Raw genomic sequence first — 18,998 nt, forward strand, 5'->3', positions numbered from 1 at the left:
CCCCCGCCACCGCCCCCGCGACCGAGACCCGGTCGGCCGGCCCGTTCGGGTCGGCCGAGGGGACGGTCCTGCTGAGCGGCGGCGGCGCTCTCGCGGGCGTCCTGGCGCGCCATCTGGTCGCCGCGCACGGGGTGCGCCACCTCCTTGTGCTGAGCCGCCGCGGCGCCGACGCCCCCGGCATGCCGGAGCTGACGGCGGAGCTGGCCGAGGCCGGAGCCGAACTGACCGCCTCCAGCTGTGATGTGTCCGACCGTCAGGCCCTGGCCGCCGCCCTGGCGGCCATCCCCGAACGCCATCCGCTGTGTGCCGTGGTCCACACCGCCGGAGTGCTCGACGACGGCCTGCTGGACGGGCTGACGGGGGAGCGGATGACCGCCGTCCTGCGGCCCAAGGTCGACGCCGCCCACCACCTCGACCGGCTGACGCGCGGAGCGGACCTCGCCGCGTTCGTCGTCTTCTCCTCCGCCGCTGGTGTGCTGGGCAGCCCCGGCCAGGCGTCCTACTCGGCCGCCAACGCCGCGCTCGACGCCCTCGCCGCGGAACGCCGACGGCTCGGGCTCCCCGGCCTGTCCCTGGCCTGGGGGCCCTGGGAGCGGGTGAGCGGGATGACGGCGGAGCTCGGCGGCCCCGAACGGCAGCGCATCGACCGGCGCGGCGCCCGCGCCCTGTCCGACCAGGAGGCCATGGCCCTGCTGGACACCGTGTGCGCCCCGGACGCCGCCCCGCCGGGAGACGGGAGTCCCGTCGTCCTGGCCCATCTCGACCTCACCGTGCGCGGCGACGGCCCGGTGCACCCGATGCTGCGCTCCCTGGTCCGGCGCAGCCCGACCGCGACGACCGGGGCGAAGGGGACGCCGAACGCCGCCGCAGCGCTGCGGCAACGGCTCGACGTCGCCGCCGACGCACCGGCACGCGAGCTGGTCCTGCGCGAACTCGTCCTCGCCGAGGCCGCCGAGGTCCTCGGCCACACCGACTCCGGGGCGCTGTCCGCGACGGTGCCCTTCCTCTCCGTCGGATTCGACTCGTTGACTGCGGTCGAGCTCCGCAACCGGCTGGCCGCCGTCACCGGACTGCGGCTACGGCCCTCCGCCGTCTTCGACAGCGGCACCCCCGCCGCGCTCGCGGCGCGCCTCGCCGCCGAGGCCCGGGCGGAAGACACCCCCCGGCCCGAAACGGCACCCGCGCCCGGAACAGCCGATTCCGACGCCGACCCGGTGAGCGTGCTGTTCCGCCGGGCCTGCGCACTCGGCCGGATCGACGAGGGCATCGCCCTGCTCAAGACCGCCTCCGCCCTGCGCCCGGCCTTCCACAGCGGCAGCGACCTCGCGGCCGCCGGCACCGGCCCGAGGCTGCTGCGCCTGAACGAGCGCGCCGACGCCCCCGTACTGGTCTGCTTCGGCTCCGTCGTCGCGCTCGGCGGCGCCCACCAGTACGCCCGCTTCGCCGCCTGCTTCCGGGACCGCTACGCCGTCGCCGCCCTCGACGCCCCCGGATTCGTTCCCGAGGAGGAACTGCCGGCCGACATGGCGGCCCTGCTGGACTTCCAGGCGACGACACTGCTCCGGGAACTGCCCGGACGGACGTTCGTGCTGGCCGGCTCCTCCTCCGGCGGCACGCTCGCCCACGGCGTGGCCGCCGCGCTGGAGCAGCGCGGCGAGGGCCCGGCGGCCGTGGTGCTGCTGGACACCTACCTCTCCGACAACCAGGGCATCACCCAGTTCAACGACGTCCTGCTGGGCGGCATGTTCGCCCGCGAGGACCGGGCGGCCCCGATGGACGGGACCCGGCTGACCGCGATGGGCGGCTACTTCCGGCTGCTCGACGACTGGAAGCCCCCGGCGGTCCGCGCCCCGCTGCTGCTGGTCCGCGCCTCCACCCCGCTCGGCCGCCCGTCCGCCGAAGCCGGTGACTGGCGCTCGACCTGGGCCGGCGCCGACTCCGTCGTCGACGTCCCCGGAGACCACTTCTCGATCATGGAACAGCATGTCGCGACCACCGGCGACGCCGTCGCCGACTGGCTCGGCAGCACCCTCCGCACCCCCGGTGCCCGGTGAAAACGAAGGAGAACCCGTTGACCCCGTTCGACGATTCCGCCCCACGACAGGCCCTCACTGTGCTGGGAGCCGGGGTGATGGGCGTCGGAATCACCGTCCTCGCCCTCGGACACGGCCTGCCGGTCCACCTGGTCGACGTCGACCGGGAACGGCTCGACCGGGCCGCGGACCTGATCGACGGCGAACTCCGGCTGGCCGAACTGATGGGCGCCCTGCCCGACGGCACGCCCCGCGGCGCCCTGGCCACCGGCACCTCGCTCAAGGCCGCCGCCGGAGCCACCGCCGTCGTCGAGGCGGTCACCGAGAACGCCGCGATCAAGGCCGCCGTCCTGTCCGAGGTCTCCGGACTGGTCCGGCCCGGAACCCTGCTGATCACCAACACCTCCTCCATCCCCGTCGACGAACTGGCCGGGGCCCTGGAACGGCCGGAGGAACTGGTCGGCACCCACTTCATGAACCCGCCCTACCTGATCGGAACCGCCGAAGTGGTCCGCGGCGCCAGGACCGGGGACGCCGCGATGGACGCCGTGGCGGCCCTGCTCAAGGCACTGCGGCGGCGGGCGGTGGTCGTCCGGGACGCACCCGGCTTCGTGACCAGCCGCATCCTGCACCCGATGATCAACGACGCGGCCCGGGTCGTGGAGCAGGGCACGGCGAGCGCCGAGGACGTCGACGCCCTGATGCAGGGCTGCCTGGGACATCCCACCGGCCCGCTGCGCACCGCGGACCTGATCGGCATCGACAACCTCGTCGACTCCCTCACCGTGCTCCACGAACGCACCGGCGACGACGGCTGCCGCCCCGCCGAACTGCTGCTCCGGCTCGTCCGCGAGGGCCGGCTGGGCCGCAAGTCCGGGCGCGGCTTCTACGACTACACCTGATCACCCCGACCGATCACCCCGACGAGGAGACAGCCATGACCGCAGCGAACACGCCCGACACCCACGACCTGGAGAAGGAACTGCTGGGATTCCTGGAAGGACGCACCGGAACCGCCTGGGACGCCGACACCGACCTGTTCGACGCCGGCGGCCTGTCCTCTCTCTTCGCCATGCAGGTGGTGGTGCACCTGGAGAAGACCTACGCCATCGCCGTCCGCGGCGCGGACCTGCGGCTGGACAACTTCCGCACCGTACGGCGGATGGCCGAGCTGGTGGGCCGGCTCCGGGTGCCCGCCGCCGGGGGCCAGCATGGGTGACGACCTGAGCAGCGCGATGACCTCCGTCACCCTGCGGGTCGGCGACCTGGCGGGGGAGTGGGACCGGACCGGCCTCATCCCGCGGGACCTGCTCCGCGAACTGGGCGCCGAGGGCCGGCTGTGCGCCGAAGTCCCTGAGCAGTACGGCGGTTGGGGGCTCGGCAGCATGCACAGCGGCGCGTACACCGCCCACGTGGGAAGCCTGTGCAGCTCGCTGCGCAGCGTGATGACCTCCCAGGGCATGGCGGCCTGGACCATCCAGCGCCTGGGCACCGCCGAGCAGGCGGCCGCCCACCTCCCCCGGCTGACCGGCGGCGAACTGGCGGCGGTCGGCTTCAGCGAGCCCGGCGCCGGCAGCGACCTCGCGGCGATGACGACGACCGTCCGCCGCGACGGCGACACGGTCGTCGTCGACGGACACAAGAAGTGGGTGACCGCCGCCCACTACGCCGACCTGCTGGTGATCGTCGGCCGTCACGAGGACGGCGCGGTGGCCGTGGTGGTGCCCGCCGACACGCCCGGCGTCCGGATCGAGCGGATCGCCGACCCGCTCGGCTGCCGCGCGGCCGGACACGCCGACGTCCACCTCGACGGGGTGCGGCTGCCGGCCGACAGCGTCCTGGGCGGTCACGCACTGCCGCCCGCCCTGCTGGTGACGACCGCGCTGGCCTACGGGCGGATGTCCGTCGCCTGGGGGTGCGTGGGCATCCTGCGGGCCTGTCTGGCGGCGGCCACCGCGCACGCCGCCGGACGGCAGCAGTTCGGCAGGCCGCTCGCGGAGCACCAGCTCGTCGCCGGACACCTCGCCGACCTCTACACGGCCGAGCAGGTGGCCACCCGGGTCTGCGAGCACGCCAGCCGCTGCTGGGACGAAGGGTCGCCGGACCAGGTGGTGGCAACCGTGCTGGCCAAGCACGTCAGCGCGACCCAGGCCGCCCGGGGCGCGGCGACGGCCGTCCAGGTACTGGCCTCGGCCGGCTCCCGGGACGGGCACGCGGTGGCCCGGGCGTACCGGGACACCAAGCTGATGGAGATCATCGAGGGCAGCAACGAGATGTGCCGGCTGATGCTGGCGCAGCACGCCCTCTCCGCCCCGGGGGCGTCGTGAGCGCGCCCGCGGCCGACGAGACGAGGAAGGACAACATGGCTGGCACCGTCAAGTGCCTGGTCTGGGACCTGGACGACACTCTCTGGCAGGGCACCCTGCTGGAGGACGGCGAGGTGCACCTGCCGGACGAGGTGCGCAAGGTGGTGATCGAGCTCGACTCCCGCGGCATCCTCCAGTCCGTGGCCAGCCGCAACGACCACGAGCACGCCTGGGCCCGGTTGGAGGCGTTCGGCCTGGCCGAGTACTTCGTCCTCCCGGAGATCGGGTGGGGCGCCAAGTCCGAGTCGGTACGCCGGATCGCCGACCGGCTGAACTTCGCGCTCACCGCCATGGCCTTCGTCGACGACCGGCCCGCCGAACGCGCCGAAGTGGCCTTCCACCTGCCCGACGTGCGGTGCTACCCGGCCGAGCAGGTCCTCGACCTCCCCGAACTCGCCGAGTTCACGCCCGCGACCAGCACCGTCGACTCCCGGCGGCGCCGCCAGATGTACCAGGCGGGCTTCCTCCGCGAGGCCGAGCGGGCGGCCGCCCCCGGCCCCGACGAGGAGTTCCTGCGCTCCCTGGACCTGCGGATGCGCATCGGTCGGGCCACCGGCGAGGAACTGTCCCGGGTCGAGGAACTCACCCTGCGCACCAGCCAGATGAACGCGACCGGGGTCCACTACCCGGACGAGGTGCTGCGCGGCCTGATCACCGACCCCCGGCACGAGGTCCTGGTGGTCACCCTCACCGACCGGTTCGGCCCGCACGGCGCGGTCGGCGTCCTGCTGCTGGAGCGGCACCCGGGCCTGTGGCACCTCAAGTTGCTCGCCACCTCCTGCCGGGTGGTCGCCTACGGCGCCGGCGCGACCCTGCTGAACTGGCTGGCCGACGCCGCCGCCCGGTCAGGGGTCCACCTGGTCGCGGACTTCCGGGCGACCGAACGCAACCGGATGATGGAGATCGCCTACCGGTTCGCGGGTTTCGAGGGCCTGGACGAAGCCCCGTGCCCGTGCGCCGCCGTCCTCGCACCGACCCCGGAGGACACCGGACTCCAGCGCCTGCACCTGGTTCCCGGCCCGCGCGTGGTGTCCACCGTCATGAGCGTGGACGCACCCGACCTGAGCGTGCCGGAAGGGGGCCCGGGAACGTCGTGACCGCCGCGGGGCCCGGCGTTCCCGGGCCCCGGCGGCCGCCGTCAGCGCTTGCGGACGAGCGTGATCCCGTCGGCCATCACCAGGAGCGACAGCTCCACCCGGGGGTCCTCGTGCAGCACCCGGTTCAGAGCCCGGACCCCGGCGGTCTCCGGGTCCACCGCGTTCGGATCGGCGACCCGGCCGAAGAAGAGCGTGTTGTCGACCACGATCAGACCGCCGGCGCGCAGCAGCGCCATCGAACTCTCGTAGTAGCGGACGTAGTTGGTCTTGTCCGCGTCGATGAACACCAGGTCGAAGCTCTCCGGTCCGCGCTCCGCCAGCAGCGCGTCCAGGGTCGCGGCGGCATCGCCGATCCGCAGGTCGACCCGCGAGTCGACCCCGTCCCGCTTCCAGAAGTCGGCGCCGATGGCCGGCCACCGCTCCTCGATGTCGCAGGACACCAGCACGCCGTCGGCCGGGAGGGCGCGGGCCATGCACAGGGTGCTGTAGCCGGTGAAGGTGCCGATCTCCAGCACCGTACGCGCTCCCGTCAACCCGACCAGCAGGGCCAGCAGTTGGCCCTCCTCGGCCATCACCTGCATGGCGGTCCCGCCCGGCAGGCCCGCGGTGGTCTCCCGCAGCTCCCTGAGCAGATCGTCGTCACGGAGGGAGACCTCCCGGACGTAGGCGAGCAGGTCGCGGGTGGCTGCTGTCTGGTCGGCCATGGCGAAGGGGTCCTCTCGGAGGGGGATCGGGTCGGCGGAGAGCGGGTCGAAAAGGATCGGGGCGGAGGGCGACCGGGTCGCCGGGCGCCCGTCGCCGGGCCGCCGGGACGGTCATCCGGCGCGCATGTACGCGTGATCGTGCTGCCGCACGGCGACCGCCTGCGCCCGCTCGTGGGCGTAGGCCCGCAGCAGTGCGTCCAGCCGGTAGCGGCCTTCCGTCGGCGCGCCCAGCAGGTTCGCCTCGACCAGTGCGTCCAGGGCCTCTTCGGCCTGGTCCTCGGAGCAGCCGACCATCACGGCGACCCTGCTGCTGGAGACCGAACAGGCCCCGGCGGCCCCCAGCGCGGTGAACACCTCGGCCGGGTCGACCCCGGCCGGCGCCGTCCGCCGGAGCCCGGCATGGTCGGCGTCGAGGCAGGGCCGGACACCGACGTCGCCCGCGCACAGTTCGTCCAGCAGCCGCGGGGCCTCGGTGAGCCGCTGGGCGAAGCGCCCGATGCTCCAGTGCGGGCGCTCCAGCAGCCGGGTCCCGGCGATCCGGATCGCCAGCGGCAGGCCCGCGCAGACCGTCAGCACCGAACGGGCCGCCCGCGGTTCGGCGCCGAGCCTGGCCGGGCCGACGATGCTGCCCAGCAGCTCCAGCGACCCGGCCTCGTCCAGCGGGCCGATCCGGAGGGTGCGCGCCCCCTCCAGATCGGCCAGCCGACGCCGGCTGGTCACCAGGAGCCTGCTGCCCCCGCTGCCCGGTATCAGCGGCCGCACCTGTGCGGTGCTGGAGGCGTTGTCGAGCACCACCAGCAGACGGCGGTCCGCGGTGAGCGAGCGGTAGAGGCTCTCCCGTTCCGACTCCTCCTCGGGTATCTCGTCCCGGGGCACACCGAGGTCCGCGAGGAACCGCGGCAGCACCGCCCGGGCGGGCAGCGGCCGCGCGGCTCCGCCGAGATCCGCGTAGAGCTGGCCGTGCACCGAGGACCCGCGTACGGCGTGCGCCGCGTGCAGGGCCAGCGCGCTCTTGCCGACCCCGCCCCGGCCGGTCACCACCGTCGTCGCGACCATGCCCGCGGGCATCGTGCCGATCGTGAGGAAGTGCTGCAGCCGCGCCAGCGCACCGGAGCGGGCCGACAGCGGCAGCGGCACCGAGGGAAGCTGCGCCGGACTCGGCCAGCAGGACCTTTCCCAGGCTGCGGCCGGCACCGGCGCGACGGCCGCCGCCTGGGCCGCGGCGGGCTGCTCCAGCGGGTCGGGCGTACGGGGCCGGTCGTGGGCCGAGAGGATGCGCCGGTGGACCTCGTGCAGCTCGGCGCCCGGTTCGGCGCCGAGCTGCTCGACGAGCAGCACCCGGGTGCGCCGGTAGAGGTCCAGGGCCTCCGACTGCCGTCCCGAGCGGAACAGCGCCAGCATCAGCTTGCCCACCAGGGCCTCCCGCAAGGGATGCTTCCGCACCAGCCGCACCAGCTCCGGCACGACCTCGGCGTGCCGCAGCAGCGCCAGCTCCGTGTCGAACCGCAGCTCGATGGTCTGCAGGCGAAGTTCCTGGAGGTAGCGGCCCTCCACATCGCGCAGCGTCTGCGAGGGGATGTCCGCCAGCGGCTCCTCGCGCCACAGGGCGAGCGCCTCGGCCAGCTTGGCGGAGGAGCCCTCCAGGTCTCCGCGCTCGGCCAGCTCCGCCGCGTGCCGGCGGTGGGCCGTGAACTGCCCGAGATCGCTCTCGTGCTCGTCGAGTTCGAGGAGGTAGCCGGGCGCCCGGGTGAGGATCCGGGCGGAGGCCTTGCCCAGCGACCGCCGCAGGCGCATCACATAGGTGCGGACGGTCGCGGCGGCACTCGGCGGCGGGGCGCCGTCCCACACGTACTCGGCGATCCGGTCGACCGAGATCACCCGGTTGGCGTTGAGGAGGAGCGCTGCCATGACCACGCGCTGCCTCGGCGCCGACACGTGCACCTCACGCGCGTTCAACCGGACGGACAGCGGGCCCAGCAACAGGAAGTTCAACGGGAGACCTCTTCATCACACGACCGGTGGGCAAGATTGCCTACAGCGTCTTGGGTGGCCGTGTACGGGTCAACGCGGTCCTGTCGGGTCTAGATGTATTCCTAGAGTGCAGGTCTTGCGCTGATGCCGCGTTTACGCTGCGCAGTACCATCGCGGCGGTCGGGGCCGGGTCAGTTCTCACCATTCGCCGAAGAGATTGGCCGGAATTGAACCCGGACATGAGCGGACGGATGCGATCCGGTGCGTACTTGCTGACATTCCGGACGGTATGGCAGTCTGTCATATGCGGTTTCCATGACTCGTTCGCCGGTCGCCGTCGACCGGGGCTCCCCGTATTAGCGCGCATCAGACGGCTTGCCGGGGCGGATGATGTCCCACGTGATCACCGCACCCCGCCCGTCGGCACCGCGCGGATTTCGAAGGGATTGAAAGTCCGATATGAACTCCCTCTCTTTGGACAGCGACCTCTGGTGCCGTCGCTTCCATCCCTCGCCCACGGCCACGCGCCGGCTGGTCTGCTTTCCGCACGCCGGCGGCTCGGCGAGTTTCTACTTCCCGGTGTCCGCCGCACTGTGCGGCCCGGTCGACCTGCTGGCCGTGCAGTACCCCGGCAGGCAGGACCGCCGGAAGGAAGCCGGGGTCCAGGACCTGCACCGGATGGCCGACGACGTGTCCGAGGCGCTGCGCCGCTGGGACGACCTCCCGCTGACTCTCTTCGGGCACAGCATGGGCGCGCTCGTCGCCTTCGAGGTGGCCCGGCGGATCGAGCGCGCGGGCGGCCGGATCGACCACCTCTTCGTCTCCGGCCGCAGAGGGCCGTCCGTGGACCGGCCCGAGCACGCCCCCCTCGACGACGAGGACATCGTGGCCGAGGCCAAGGCGATGGGCGGCACCGACGCCCGGTTCCTGGAGGACGAGGAACTGCTGGGGATGGTGCTGCCCGCGCTGCGCGGCGACTACCAGGCCCTGGGGGCCTACCGGGCCGACCGCGACGCCGCGGTCACCTGCCCGGTCACCGCCGTGGTGGGGGACCAGGACCCCTGGACGCCGGTCCCCGAGGCCGGGCACTGGCGCGACCGCACGACGGGCGCCTTCGACCTCAAGGTCTTCCCCGGCGGGCACTTCTACCTCAGCAGCCGGGCGGACGAGGTGACCGGCATGCTCCGCGACCACCTCGCCGGCACGCTGCGGACCTGAGAACACGGACGACAAGGAGGGGGGACCGAGAAGTGACACTGTCAGCGACCACTGAGCAGATCAAGCCCGTGCGGCGGCCGCCGCGGCCAGGGTCCGCCGCCCGTCCGGCCGGTGGGGGCCCGGCCGGCGGCGCGGGCGTCCTGCGGCTGACCGCCGTGGACGTCCGCATCCTGGAAGGCGTCGCGGTCGGCACCTCGACCGCCCGGCTGGCGGCATTGCTCTATCTGAGCCCGCAGGGCATCGAGTACCGCATCGGGCTGATGATGCGCCGTTTCCAGGCCGCGAACCGGCCCGCCCTGGTCTCCCGGGCGCATTCCCTCGGTGTGCTGAGCGTCGGAATGTGGCCACCTCGCGTTCTCCCGGAATTCCTCGAGTCCTAGAGTCCTGGAAGAGAGCGGAGCGAAAAAGCCCGTTCCCGGGGCGGTGAATGCACTCCGCCGGTATGCTTGCAGACATTTTCCCAGACCCGGATATCGTATAGATATCGCGCCGCGCGACGGGTTCCCGAGCGTCTGGTCGAACGCCGGATTCTGCGGCATTGTGCTGTCGGGCCCACATCTGCTGCACCACGCCCGGGCCGCACCACTGTCCCCTCCTTTCATAGTGATCACACTGATCACACTGATTCACAGGAGTAGTCATGAGTCTGGGGTACCTGTTCGGCGGCGGAGTCGGGACCGAGCCGCACGGCCTGGAGCTCTACCGGACCTACGAGGTCGTGCAGAGCTGGTACGAACAGGTCGCCGCGTGGACCGGGCTGACGGTCGGACAGATCCTGGAGGAGGACCTCCCGACCGCCCAGGAGGAGCGCCAGAGCGTCGGCACGGTCCGCGAAGCCGCCCTCGCGATCGGCGTGCACGACGTCCTCGCCTCGTTCAACCTGCGCCCCGCGGCCATCGGCGGCCTCAGCCTCGGCGCGATGACCGCCAGCTGCCTCGCCGGGTCGCTGGGACGACGGGAACTGTTCGAGATGCTGGCCTCCTCCCGCGACACCCCGGAGCCGTCCGCCGACGACCCGCAGCAGGGGATAGCCATCGCCTTCTCCTCCCTCGCCGACGGCGACGGCTCCCACCCCGCCGACGGCGCCCCCTCCTACCCCGGCGAGCACGTCCCCGGCGTCCACCTGGCGGGCGACTTCGGCCCCACGGCCGACGGCACCAAGCGCATCATGATGCTCGCCGGCCACGCCGAAGCACTCGGCGCGCTCGCCGCCGAGGTCCCGCCGGGAACGGTCGTCCCGCTCCCCGGACGCACCATCGCCGTCCACACCCCGCTGCGCCGGCCCTACCGGGACTTCATGGCCCCGCGCATCGACGCGATCCCCTTCGCCGACCCCGAGATCCCCCTGCTGTCCTGCCTGGAGCCCAAGGTCCTGCGCACCGCGGCCGACGTCAGGGACCTCTTCCAGCGCAACTCCACGGACCCGATCAGCCTGGTCGACGTCTACACCGGGATGAAGGAGCAGGGCGTCCAACTCGGGCTGGTGATGGGCCCCTCGATCCCCGAGGGCATCCTCGCGTTCCCCTTCCCGGTGGTGCACATCGAGCGGCCCGAGCACATCGAGCAGGCCCTGACCACCGCCTACGACCTCGGCATCGACCTCTCCGGCGCCCCGGTCCTGTCGTGACCGCCGCGACCGCCGCGACCCGCGCCGACCCGGACGCCCAGATCGCGCGATGGCTGGACACCGACCTCGACGAGTGGACCCGCAGGGTGGTCCGGCGGCACTTCGACCCGGTGACCGGAAGCCCCTACTGGCTCGGGCAGGCCGCCCGGCTGGACTTCGACCCCCGCGACATCACCCGTCACGACCAGCTCGGAGCCTTCGGCCCGTTCCCGCTCGACCGGCTGCGCGTGGAGGACCCCGCGGACCTCGTCCCGCTGTCGGTGCCCAGGCCGCTCGCCGGACGGGTCTGGGACAGCGGCGGCACCACCGGCACCCCCTGCCGGGCGTTCTACACCCCCGACATGCTGCTGCACCGGGCGCTCTGGCGCCGCTGGTCCTTCGTCAGGGAAGGCTTCGCCCCGGGCCGCACCTGGCTGCAGGCCACCCCCACCGGACCGCACCTGATCGGGAACGGCGTCCACGAGGTCTCCGAACTCCACGCCGGCCAGGTGTACGCCGTGGACATGGACCCCCGGTGGGTGAAGCGCCTCATCCGGGCGGGCCGCATGGCCGAGGTCGACGACTACACCACCCACCTGCTGGAGCAGATCACCGACGTCCTCAAGCAGGGCCGGGTCCACTACGTCAACACCACCCCGGCCCTGTTCCAGGCCCTCCGCCGGCACCGGCCCGAACTGGTCGCCGCCCTCGACGGCGTACGCCTGAGCGGCACCCAGATCAGCGCCGACATGTACCGGACCTTCACCACCGCCCTGCAGGGCGGGATCTGCGGACTGACCTACGGCAACACCTTCGGCAACGCGGCCCTCCTGGACATCGAGCGGGACGGCGAACTGATCAGCTACGTCCCGAACTACCCGCAGGTCACCATGGCGGTGGTCGACAAGGGCGACCCCTCGACCCTGGTCGCCCCCGGCACGGTCGGCCAGGTACGGCTGACCGTCCTCCACGAGGACCTCTTCCTCCCCAACATCCTGGAACGCGACCAGGCCCTCCGGCACCCGACCGACCACTGGCCCACCGACGGCGTCGCCAACGTCCGGCCCCTCCAGATCGCCAACTCGTCCCCCGAGGGCCTCTACTGAACCGTCGTGGCGACATGTCGTGTCGCCACTTCGGCGGAGGCCGGGTCGCGGTCCGGTGGGATGTGCCCGGCGAGGAAGAGGATCATGTCCGAACAGCCGAGGGTGCGGACGGCGGAGGGTGTCGTGGAGGGCCGCCGCCCTCTACGCCGCAGCCCACCGCGAGGGGCGGTAAGGGGCACACCGGTCTCAAGACGAAGGAACAGCAGCTCCGGTCCCGGAGCCGGCAACCGCGATCAGGCGACGAAGTTCTTGTCGATGAGCATCTGCAGGACGTCGACGTGGAGGTCGGGGAAGTCCATCGGGACGATGCCGTAGCGGGCGGCTCGGCCGGTACGGGCGGCCAGGTAGGGGCGGACGGACTGGTCCATCAGCGTCTGTTCGGCGGTCCTGGGCCACAGGCCGCCGGCGTAGCTGAGGAAGTTGATGTACATCTGCGGGGAGTCGGGGTCGGCGGTCGCGGCGTCGAACTGCTGGGTGATCGCCCGGCCCTTGACCCGCAGCGGGAACAACTGGTCGGTCTGCCAGAGGTCCTGGGTACGGACGTACTGGTTCGTGCCGCTGGACCACTGGATCAGGCCCCAGTCGTTGGCGAAGTCGGCGAGCAGCACGATCCGTCCGCGGGCGGCGCCGAGGGTGGGCCAGCCGTAGAGGTGGAAGAGGCCGCGGTACCCGAGGTCGTCGAGGTAGTGGTTGACCCGGCGGCGGAACTCGGCGGCGTCCAGGGCCTGGCCGCCCGCGTTCTCGTTCTTGAGTCGCATGACGAGCGTCTCGCCCTGATGGGACGTCAGGAAGGCGCGGCACTGGTCCAGGACGTCCTGGAGGCGGACGTACTGGTAGGCGTCGGAGTGGTAGATGCCGAGTTCGTCGGCCGTTCCCTGCAGGCCGTTGCACCGGATGTCGAGGAACCGGACACCCTGGGTGAGTTGCTCGGGGACGCCCCAGTTCTGGGTGTGGGACCACTCGGTGCCGTGGGCGGGGTCGGTGCAGCAGGAGTCGTGGGTGCCGGGAACGGTCAGACCGAGAAGGGAGCGCTCCGGCGCGAGGTACGACATCCAGTCGGCGGTGGGCTTCCCGCCGGGCGTGCCGGCGGAGCCGGCCGCCGCGCGGGCGGTGGACGTCGGGAGGAGGCCGCCGAACGCGGTGGCGACGGCGGCGAGGGCGCCGCGGGTCAGCAGCGTGCGGCGTGCGATGGCCATGGGATTCCCCCGGGTTTCGTCGACCCTGCCCGAATGTTGTCCCGTTCATGCCCAGTCTGTTCCGGGGATATGCGGCGGCCGAGGCCCGGGGCATCTCCCGGCTGCGGCCGCCCTTCCGGCCGAGCGCCGCGCTCGTCGCCCCGCTTCGACATGTCGATGGCGGCCGGTGGGCGGGGCCGGCCTGCCGCAGGACGGCGAGTGCGTGGAAGGTGGGCGCGGTGAGGTCGTGCTCCCTGTCGGGCGTCGGTGACGGAATGCTGACGCTCCGTCATGGGACGATGTCGGCGTGGCGGCAGCGGGCCGCTCAGTGAGGAGACGCCGTGTCCGAGACCGAGCCCAACGCCAAGGGCCCCGCCAAGGTGCAGATGTCACCCGAGCAGATGGCGAACCTCGGGCTGTCTGCGCCCCCCGGGGCGGCTGCGCCCGAGCCGACGTTGATCCCGGCGGACCAGGTCGAGCCCGAGGACATCGCGACCCTGTCGATCGAGTACCGGGACGGCCGGCCCGTGGTCGTCGTGAGCGACGGGAAGTACGTTCCGTCCGAGCTGCCCGTTGTGAACAGTGCCGGCGTGGCGTGCACGGCCCGATTCGCCTGGTCGAACGGTGTGGCGCAGCTCCACACGCCCGACCCGGCGCCCGCCCCGGGGCAGTCGCCCCGACCGCCGCACGCCGGCCCCGACGTGCTGCTCGTCCTGTTCGAGGCCGTCCCCGACCAGATCTCCATTCGGGAGCCCGGGGAGGGAATCCACTTCGGGCTCGGCTGAGTTCCCAGGCGCCGCGGTGGGTCCGTGGCGGCCCGTCGCCGGAGGGCGTGTGCAGCGCCCGCCGGCGCGGATCCGTGCGAGGCAGTGGCGGTGTGCGAGTGGTCGGTGGGGCGGCGGATCGGGCTGTACCCGCCTCTGGACCCGCGCTGTCCGGCTTCCTAACATGAGCACTGCTCGCATTATGTGACTCGTGCTGTGTGGAAGGACCCTCATGACGGACCGTTACGACCTTCCCGCCGGCTTCCGGTGGGGCGTATCCACCGCCGCCTACCAGATCGAGGGCGCGGTGGAGGAGGACGGCCGGGGTCCGTCGATCTGGGACGCCTTCTGTGAGCGGCCGGGGGCGGTGAAGAACGGGGACAGCGGGCGGGTGGCCTGCGACCATTACCGTCGCTGGCCCGAGGACGTCGCGCTCATGAAGGGTCTCGGGCTGGACGGGTACCGGTTCTCGGTGGCGTGGTCGCGGGTGCAGCCGGAGGGGCGGGGGAAGGCGAACGCGGCCGGGCTGGACTTCTACGAGCGGTTGGTGGACGGGCTGTTGGAGGCGGGGATCGCGCCGCTGCCGACGTTGTTCCACTGGGATCTGCCGCAGGCGTTGGAGGACGAGGGCGGCTGGATGCAACGGGAAACCGCTTTCCGGTTCGCCGAGTACGCGGCGCTGGTGGCGGACCGGCTCGGGGACCGGGTGCCGGCCTGGATCACGTTGAACGAGCCGTTCGTGCACATGGTGTTCGGGTACGCGCTGGGGATCCACGCGCCGGGCCGCGGGCTGATGCTGGACGCGCTGCCCGTCGCCCACCACCAGCTCCTCGGCCACGGACTGGCCGCCGCCGACCTGCGCTCGCGCGGCCTCGACGTCCTGATCGCCAACAACCTGACGCCCGTTCGGGCCGCGAGCGAGGCCGCGGAGGACCGGGCCGCCGCCGACGCCTACGACGCGCTGCACAACCGGCTGTTCATGGACCCGCTGCTGCTGGGCCGCTACCCGGACCTGTCCGCGTACGGGGTGGGCGAGGACCTGCACGGCGCGGTGCGGGACGGCGACCTGGAGCTGATCGCGCGGCCGGGGCTCGACGGGCTCGGGGTGAACTACTACAACCCCACCCGGATCGCCGCCCCCACCGACCCGGGACTGCCGTTCACGCAGGCCCCGATCGAAGGCGTGCCGCACACCCACTTCGGGTGGCCCGTCGTCCCGGACGGGCTGCACGAGCTGCTCGTGGGGCTGCGCGAGCGCTACGGCGACGCGCTGCCGCCGATCACGATCACCGAGAACGGCTGCTCCACCGACGACGCGGCCGACACCGACCCCCTCGACGACAGCGACCGCATCGCGTACCTGGCCGGCCACCTCGACGCCCTGGCCCGCGCCGCCGCCGACGGCATCGACGTCCGCGGCTACTACACCTGGTCGCTGCTCGACAACTTCGAGTGGGCGGAGGGCTTCAGTCAGCGCTTCGGCCTGGTGCACGTCGACTTCGACACCCAGGTGCGCACCCCGAGGGCGTCGTACGCCTGGTACCGGGATCTGATTGGTGATCATGTCGCCCGCCACGGACGGTAGTTGACGAAGGTGCTTCACGGCCGGTCATGGGGCGGCAAGTTCGGGTTTCCGCTGTGTTCGCCGGGGCTTCGTTGATAGCGTTGGTGCAGCGTACGGGCCTGCTCATGCGACGTGGAGCGCACAATGTGGCGCGGACCAACAAGGCGTCAGATCTTCTGTGGCGGGCACCCATAGTGGTGGGGCGGGGGTCGCCGGAAGGATCCGCGGCTATGACTACGCGCGTAAACGTTCTCCGGCGGTGGCTGGTGGCCCCGTTGCGGTGGGCGGCTCTGGTGTCGGTGCTGGTGTCGGTCGGGGTGTTCTTCGTCGGGGTGCAGGCGGCCGAGGCCGCGCCCTCCTGCGGGGTGCTGTCCGGCGGGGCGGCTCCGCAGGCGGCTTCGGCGGTCCGTTCGGCCTGCGGGCTGATCGGGACCCCGTACTCGTGGGGCGGCGGGCACGGCTCGCAGCCCGGTCCGACGTACGGGATCTGCGACTCGTCCAACGGCGCGCCGAACGACTGCAACGTCCGCGGCCTGGACTGTTCCGGGATGGTGCGGTACGCCTACTCGCTCGCGGTGGGCGCCGACGTGATCAACGGCACCACGCGGACGCAGTGGCCGACCTCGCGGGCGGTGGCCCGGTACTACCGGGGGGACGGGACGGCGCCGCTGCTTCCGGGCGACCTGGTGTACTTCGGCGGCACCGCCTCGACGATCCATCACGTGGCGATGTACCTGGGCCAGGGCTGGATCGTCGAGGCCCCGTACTCCGGGGGCTACGTGCAGGTGGCGGCGCTCTCCTCGCACGGCGACTACTACGGCGCGATCCGGCTGTACGGCTCCGGCAACACCGCTCCCACGCCGACCCCGCCGCCGGCGGGCGGCGGCCAGTACTGGGTGGACACCTTCGCCAACGCGCCGGTGTACGCCTCGCCGACCTCCACCAGCAGCACCGGGACGCTCTACCAGGGCACCAACTACGTGTACTGCAAGGCGTGGGGCCGTGAGGTGTCGAGCGGCGGCAGCTACAACCACTGGTGGTTCAAGACCGACCCCGATGTCGGCCCGTCGGGTCAGTGGGTGTCGGCGTTCTACCTGTCGCGCTGGGGCAACGACGTGGCCAAGGACAACAACGGCACGACCGTCCCGGACTGCTCCGGCGGCAGCACCCCGGCACCCACCGGCAAGTACTGGGTGGACACTTACGCCAACGTTCCGGTGTACGCGTCCGCGAGCTCCGGCAGCGCCACCGCCACGGGGACGCTGTACCAGGGCGCCAACTACGTGTACTGCAAGGTGTGGGGCCGTGAGGTGTCGAGCGGCGGCAGCTACAACCACTGGTGGTTGAAGACGGACCCGGATGTCGGCCCGTCGGGTCAGTGGGTGTCGGCGTTCTACCTGTCGCGCTGGGGCAACGACGTGGCCAAGGACAACAACGGCACGACCATCCCGAACTGCTAGGACCGGATGTGCGTCGGCCCCCGTCCTTCGGTCATGGACGGGGGCCGACGCGCGCGCAGAAGGGGGAGTTCTACGGGCAGTTCTCGTCGATCTTGTACTGGAGGGCCCGGGGGTAGTCGTGCCGGCCCAGGCGGATGCGGGCCAGGACGGGGGCGTGGTTGAGGTCGTTGGTGGGGTCGGCGAGGTCGGTGAGGAGGGCGTCGAGTTCGGCGTGGGTGGTGAGGTCGAAGCCGTGCATGCGGTCCTTCTCGGAGCCGAAGACCTCGGCGAGCTTCTCGTAGCGCCACGGGTGCAGGACGTTGTAGAAGTCGGCGCCGTCGGAGGTCGGGCTCTTGAAGTAGCAGGGCGCGACCAGCATTTGCTCGATGCCGTAGAAGCCCTCGTTGTCGAGGACGAAGATCACCGACCGCAGGTGCCGGCGGACCTGGGTGGAGAGTTCCTGGCAGATCTCCTGGAACGAGCCGTCGCCGACGAAGACCATGGGCCGCTTGAGCGGCTGCTGCCGGCCGAGGGCGACGCCGGTGGCGGCGCCGACGGAGTAGCCGATGGACAGCCAGCTGTTCTGGGCGAGGAAGCCGGAGCGTTCGGTGATGCGCAGGTTCATCGAACCGAGCAGGGCGAACGCCGCGTCGGAGACCACGGTGAACGGGGAGGGGGCGTCGGGGTCGCCGCCGGTGGCCCGGTGTTCGAGGAACTCGTTGATGTGCTGGAAGAAGCTGTCGTAGGTGAGTTCCGTCGGGTAGTCGCCACCGGTCAGCGAGTCGAGGAACGCGGCGGTGGTGGCGGGGACGTCCAGGCCGGCCGCGCGGGCGAGCGCGAAGTGGTCGTCGGCGAAGGTGCGGCCCGCGAGGGCGGCGCTCAACGCGGGGACGAAGCGGCCGAGTTGGACGTCGGGGAAGTACATGGCGCCGACGCTGACGCCGCCCCGGGCCGCGACGATCCAGTCGTCGCCGATGGACTGTTCGCCGTTGAGGTTCTTGGAGGTGGACCAGGTGCCGAGGCCGATCCGGCAGCCCGCGTGCTGGAACGTCCGGTAGATCTCCGGCAGGCTCGCCTTGCCGTTGTAGACGCCGGCGAACTTCGGGTGCCGCTCGGAGACCACGGACTTCGCACCGACGGTGGTGCAGAACTGGATCTCGGTGGACTCGACGAACTGCAGCAGCTCGGCTTCCAGCCGCTGGCGGACGAGTTCCTCGCCGGCCCAGACGATCGGCGTCCCGAAGGAGTGGATCAGCTCGACCGCCGCCGCGACGGCCTTGTCCAGGATCTGCTGGTTGCGAGTGGTGAACGGCCGCGCGTGCGCCCGGAGTTCGCCCTGCGGCGGTTCGCACGGCGCGTGCCAGAGGTCCTCCATGACCTCCAGGTAGACCGGCTTGCGCTCGGTCAGGCACGCGGTGATCGCGCTGTCGATCTGGGACGGCGCGAGCCCCGGGTTGGAGAGCACCTGCGCGTCGACGGTGACCTGCCGGTACACGTCGAGGTTGCTCTCCCGGCGCGGGCTCATGTGCGAGGTGAGCAGGCCCACCGCCTGGAAGTTGAGCCACTGCTCGTACGTCGGGCCGGCGTTGATCGCGATCAGCGGGATGTCCTCGACGTACGCGCCGCCGACGGTGTTGAGCAGGCTGAACGCGCCCACGCTGTACGTCACCGCGACGGCGGCCGCGCCCTGGTCGGGCCGGTCCGGGGGGCAGTCCGCGGAGCGCACCCGGGCGTACGCGTCCGCCGCGTAGCCGCTGCCCATCTCGGTCGGGGTGCCGACCCAGCGCACCGCGGTGGTGTCCTGCATGATCGACAGGAACGGGCCGAGGAAGTCGCCCGGCACGCCGAACAGGTGCCGGATGCCCAGTTGTTCGAGCCTGGTGGCCAGGTAGCGGCCGACCGTCCACTCGCCTTCGCTGCTCATGTGGTCAATTCCTCTCCGGAACAGTTGAGTT

16 protein-coding genes are annotated in these 18,998 nt (G+C 72.1%); 12 read left to right on the plus strand and 4 right to left on the minus strand.

The features are described from left to right. The 5 genes from AMK19_RS37055 to AMK19_RS10005 all read left to right on the plus strand — a co-directional run. A partial coding sequence (locus AMK19_RS37055; RefSeq protein WP_241844322.1) for a type I polyketide synthase occupies positions 1–2,054 on the plus strand: 2,054 nt, incomplete at its 5' end. Then, positions 2,051–2,935, plus strand: coding sequence for a 3-hydroxyacyl-CoA dehydrogenase family protein (locus tag AMK19_RS09990; RefSeq protein ID WP_198953282.1), 885 nt, complete (start codon positions 2,051–2,053; stop codon positions 2,933–2,935). The genes AMK19_RS37055 and AMK19_RS09990, both read left to right, overlap by 4 nt. Positions 2,936–2,970: 35 nt before the next feature. Next, on the plus strand, positions 2,971–3,252 hold the full coding sequence (locus AMK19_RS09995) for an acyl carrier protein (protein WP_073810195.1): 282 nt from the start codon (positions 2,971–2,973) through the stop codon (positions 3,250–3,252). Next, positions 3,245–4,360: an acyl-CoA dehydrogenase family protein gene (locus AMK19_RS10000; RefSeq protein ID WP_073810197.1), complete on the plus strand. Its 1,116-nt coding sequence runs from the start codon at positions 3,245–3,247 to the stop codon at positions 4,358–4,360. Before AMK19_RS09995 ends, AMK19_RS10000 begins: the two co-directional genes overlap by 8 nt. A gap of 35 nt (positions 4,361–4,395) precedes the next feature. Beyond that, positions 4,396–5,496 carry an HAD-IIIC family phosphatase gene (locus AMK19_RS10005; RefSeq protein ID WP_073810199.1) on the plus strand — a complete coding sequence of 367 codons (1,101 nt, stop codon included), beginning with the start codon at positions 4,396–4,398 and terminating at the stop codon, positions 5,494–5,496. Between the two features lie 41 nt (positions 5,497–5,537). On the opposite strand, the gene AMK19_RS10010 is transcribed toward AMK19_RS10005, so the two are convergent. Next, a complete protein-coding gene (locus AMK19_RS10010; protein WP_073810200.1) occupies positions 5,538–6,200 on the minus strand; it encodes a class I SAM-dependent methyltransferase in 663 nt (220 codons plus the stop codon). Between the two features lie 111 nt (positions 6,201–6,311). Continuing rightward, on the minus strand, positions 6,312–8,141 hold the full coding sequence (locus AMK19_RS10015) for an AfsR/SARP family transcriptional regulator (RefSeq protein ID WP_274536969.1): 1,830 nt from the start codon (positions 8,139–8,141) through the stop codon (positions 6,312–6,314). Positions 8,142–8,630: 489 nt separating this feature from the next. Here AMK19_RS10015 and AMK19_RS10020 point away from each other — a divergent pair, with 489 nt between their 5' ends. From AMK19_RS10020 to AMK19_RS10035, 4 genes are all read left to right on the plus strand, one after another. Next, the gene (locus tag AMK19_RS10020) at positions 8,631–9,389 is read left to right on the plus strand and encodes a thioesterase II family protein (RefSeq protein ID WP_073810203.1); all 759 of its coding nucleotides are present in this window, start codon (positions 8,631–8,633) and stop codon (positions 9,387–9,389) included. 155 nt (positions 9,390–9,544) lie between these two features. Then, the gene (locus AMK19_RS37060) at positions 9,545–9,769 is read left to right on the plus strand and encodes a LuxR C-terminal-related transcriptional regulator (protein WP_241844325.1); all 225 of its coding nucleotides are present in this window, start codon (positions 9,545–9,547) and stop codon (positions 9,767–9,769) included. A 260-nt stretch (positions 9,770–10,029) separates the two neighbouring features. Next, complete coding sequence (locus tag AMK19_RS10030; protein WP_073810207.1) at positions 10,030–11,016, plus strand: malonyl transferase; 987 nt, start codon at positions 10,030–10,032, stop codon at positions 11,014–11,016. Continuing rightward, positions 11,013–12,101, plus strand: a complete 1,089-nt coding sequence (locus AMK19_RS10035; RefSeq protein WP_073810208.1) for an arylcarboxylate reductase — start codon at positions 11,013–11,015, stop codon at positions 12,099–12,101. The genes AMK19_RS10030 and AMK19_RS10035 overlap by 4 nt, the downstream gene beginning before the upstream one ends. A gap of 233 nt (positions 12,102–12,334) precedes the next feature. Here AMK19_RS10035 and AMK19_RS10040 read toward each other — a convergent pair whose 3' ends face one another. Continuing rightward, complete coding sequence (locus AMK19_RS10040; protein ID WP_073810210.1) at positions 12,335–13,297, minus strand: phosphatidylinositol-specific phospholipase C; 963 nt, start codon at positions 13,295–13,297, stop codon at positions 12,335–12,337. A gap of 320 nt (positions 13,298–13,617) precedes the next feature. Here AMK19_RS10040 and AMK19_RS10045 point away from each other — a divergent pair, with 320 nt between their 5' ends. The 3 genes from AMK19_RS10045 (at position 13,618) to AMK19_RS35100 (ending at position 17,064) form a co-directional block, all read left to right on the plus strand. Then, on the plus strand, positions 13,618–14,061 hold the full coding sequence (locus AMK19_RS10045; RefSeq protein WP_073810211.1) for a hypothetical protein: 444 nt from the start codon (positions 13,618–13,620) through the stop codon (positions 14,059–14,061). A 211-nt stretch (positions 14,062–14,272) separates the two neighbouring features. Further along, complete coding sequence (locus AMK19_RS10050; RefSeq protein WP_073810213.1) at positions 14,273–15,625, plus strand: GH1 family beta-glucosidase; 1,353 nt, start codon at positions 14,273–14,275, stop codon at positions 15,623–15,625. Between the two features lie 209 nt (positions 15,626–15,834). Continuing rightward, positions 15,835–17,064 carry a C40 family peptidase gene (locus AMK19_RS35100; RefSeq protein ID WP_158071882.1) on the plus strand — a complete coding sequence of 410 codons (1,230 nt, stop codon included), beginning with the start codon at positions 15,835–15,837 and terminating at the stop codon, positions 17,062–17,064. Positions 17,065–17,134: 70 nt separating this feature from the next. Here the strand turns inward: AMK19_RS35100 and AMK19_RS10060 are convergent, their stop codons facing one another. Further along, positions 17,135–18,967 (minus strand): alpha-keto acid decarboxylase family protein, encoded by a 1,833-nt coding sequence (locus AMK19_RS10060; RefSeq protein ID WP_073810216.1) that lies wholly within the window; start codon positions 18,965–18,967, stop codon positions 17,135–17,137. Positions 18,968–18,998 lie beyond the last annotated feature (31 nt).

Origin of the sequence: Kitasatospora sp. CB01950 (genome assembly GCF_001905465.1) — a bacterium.
In the GTDB taxonomy this organism is placed as follows: Bacteria; Actinomycetota; Actinomycetes; order Streptomycetales; family Streptomycetaceae; genus Kitasatospora.

What these genes read in the sequence shown, in the direction of transcription:
- AMK19_RS09995 (WP_073810195.1), top strand. Translation starts at nt 2,971, where the DNA reads ATGACCGCAGCGAACACGCCCGACACCCACGACCTGGAGAAGGAACTG.
- AMK19_RS10000 (WP_073810197.1), top strand. Translation starts at nt 3,245, where the DNA reads ATGGGTGACGACCTGAGCAGCGCGATGACCTCCGTCACCCTGCGGGTC.
- AMK19_RS10005 (WP_073810199.1), top strand. Translation starts at nt 4,396, where the DNA reads ATGGCTGGCACCGTCAAGTGCCTGGTCTGGGACCTGGACGACACTCTC.
- AMK19_RS10010 (WP_073810200.1), bottom strand. Translation starts at nt 6,200, where the DNA reads ATGGCCGACCAGACAGCAGCCACCCGCGACCTGCTCGCCTACGTCCGG.
- AMK19_RS10020 (WP_073810203.1), top strand. Translation starts at nt 8,631, where the DNA reads ATGAACTCCCTCTCTTTGGACAGCGACCTCTGGTGCCGTCGCTTCCAT.
- AMK19_RS10030 (WP_073810207.1), top strand. Translation starts at nt 10,030, where the DNA reads ATGAGTCTGGGGTACCTGTTCGGCGGCGGAGTCGGGACCGAGCCGCAC.
- AMK19_RS10040 (WP_073810210.1), bottom strand. Translation starts at nt 13,297, where the DNA reads ATGGCCATCGCACGCCGCACGCTGCTGACCCGCGGCGCCCTCGCCGCC.
- AMK19_RS10050 (WP_073810213.1), top strand. Translation starts at nt 14,273, where the DNA reads ATGACGGACCGTTACGACCTTCCCGCCGGCTTCCGGTGGGGCGTATCC.
- AMK19_RS35100 (WP_158071882.1), top strand. Translation starts at nt 15,835, where the DNA reads ATGACTACGCGCGTAAACGTTCTCCGGCGGTGGCTGGTGGCCCCGTTG.
- AMK19_RS10060 (WP_073810216.1), bottom strand. Translation starts at nt 18,967, where the DNA reads ATGAGCAGCGAAGGCGAGTGGACGGTCGGCCGCTACCTGGCCACCAGG.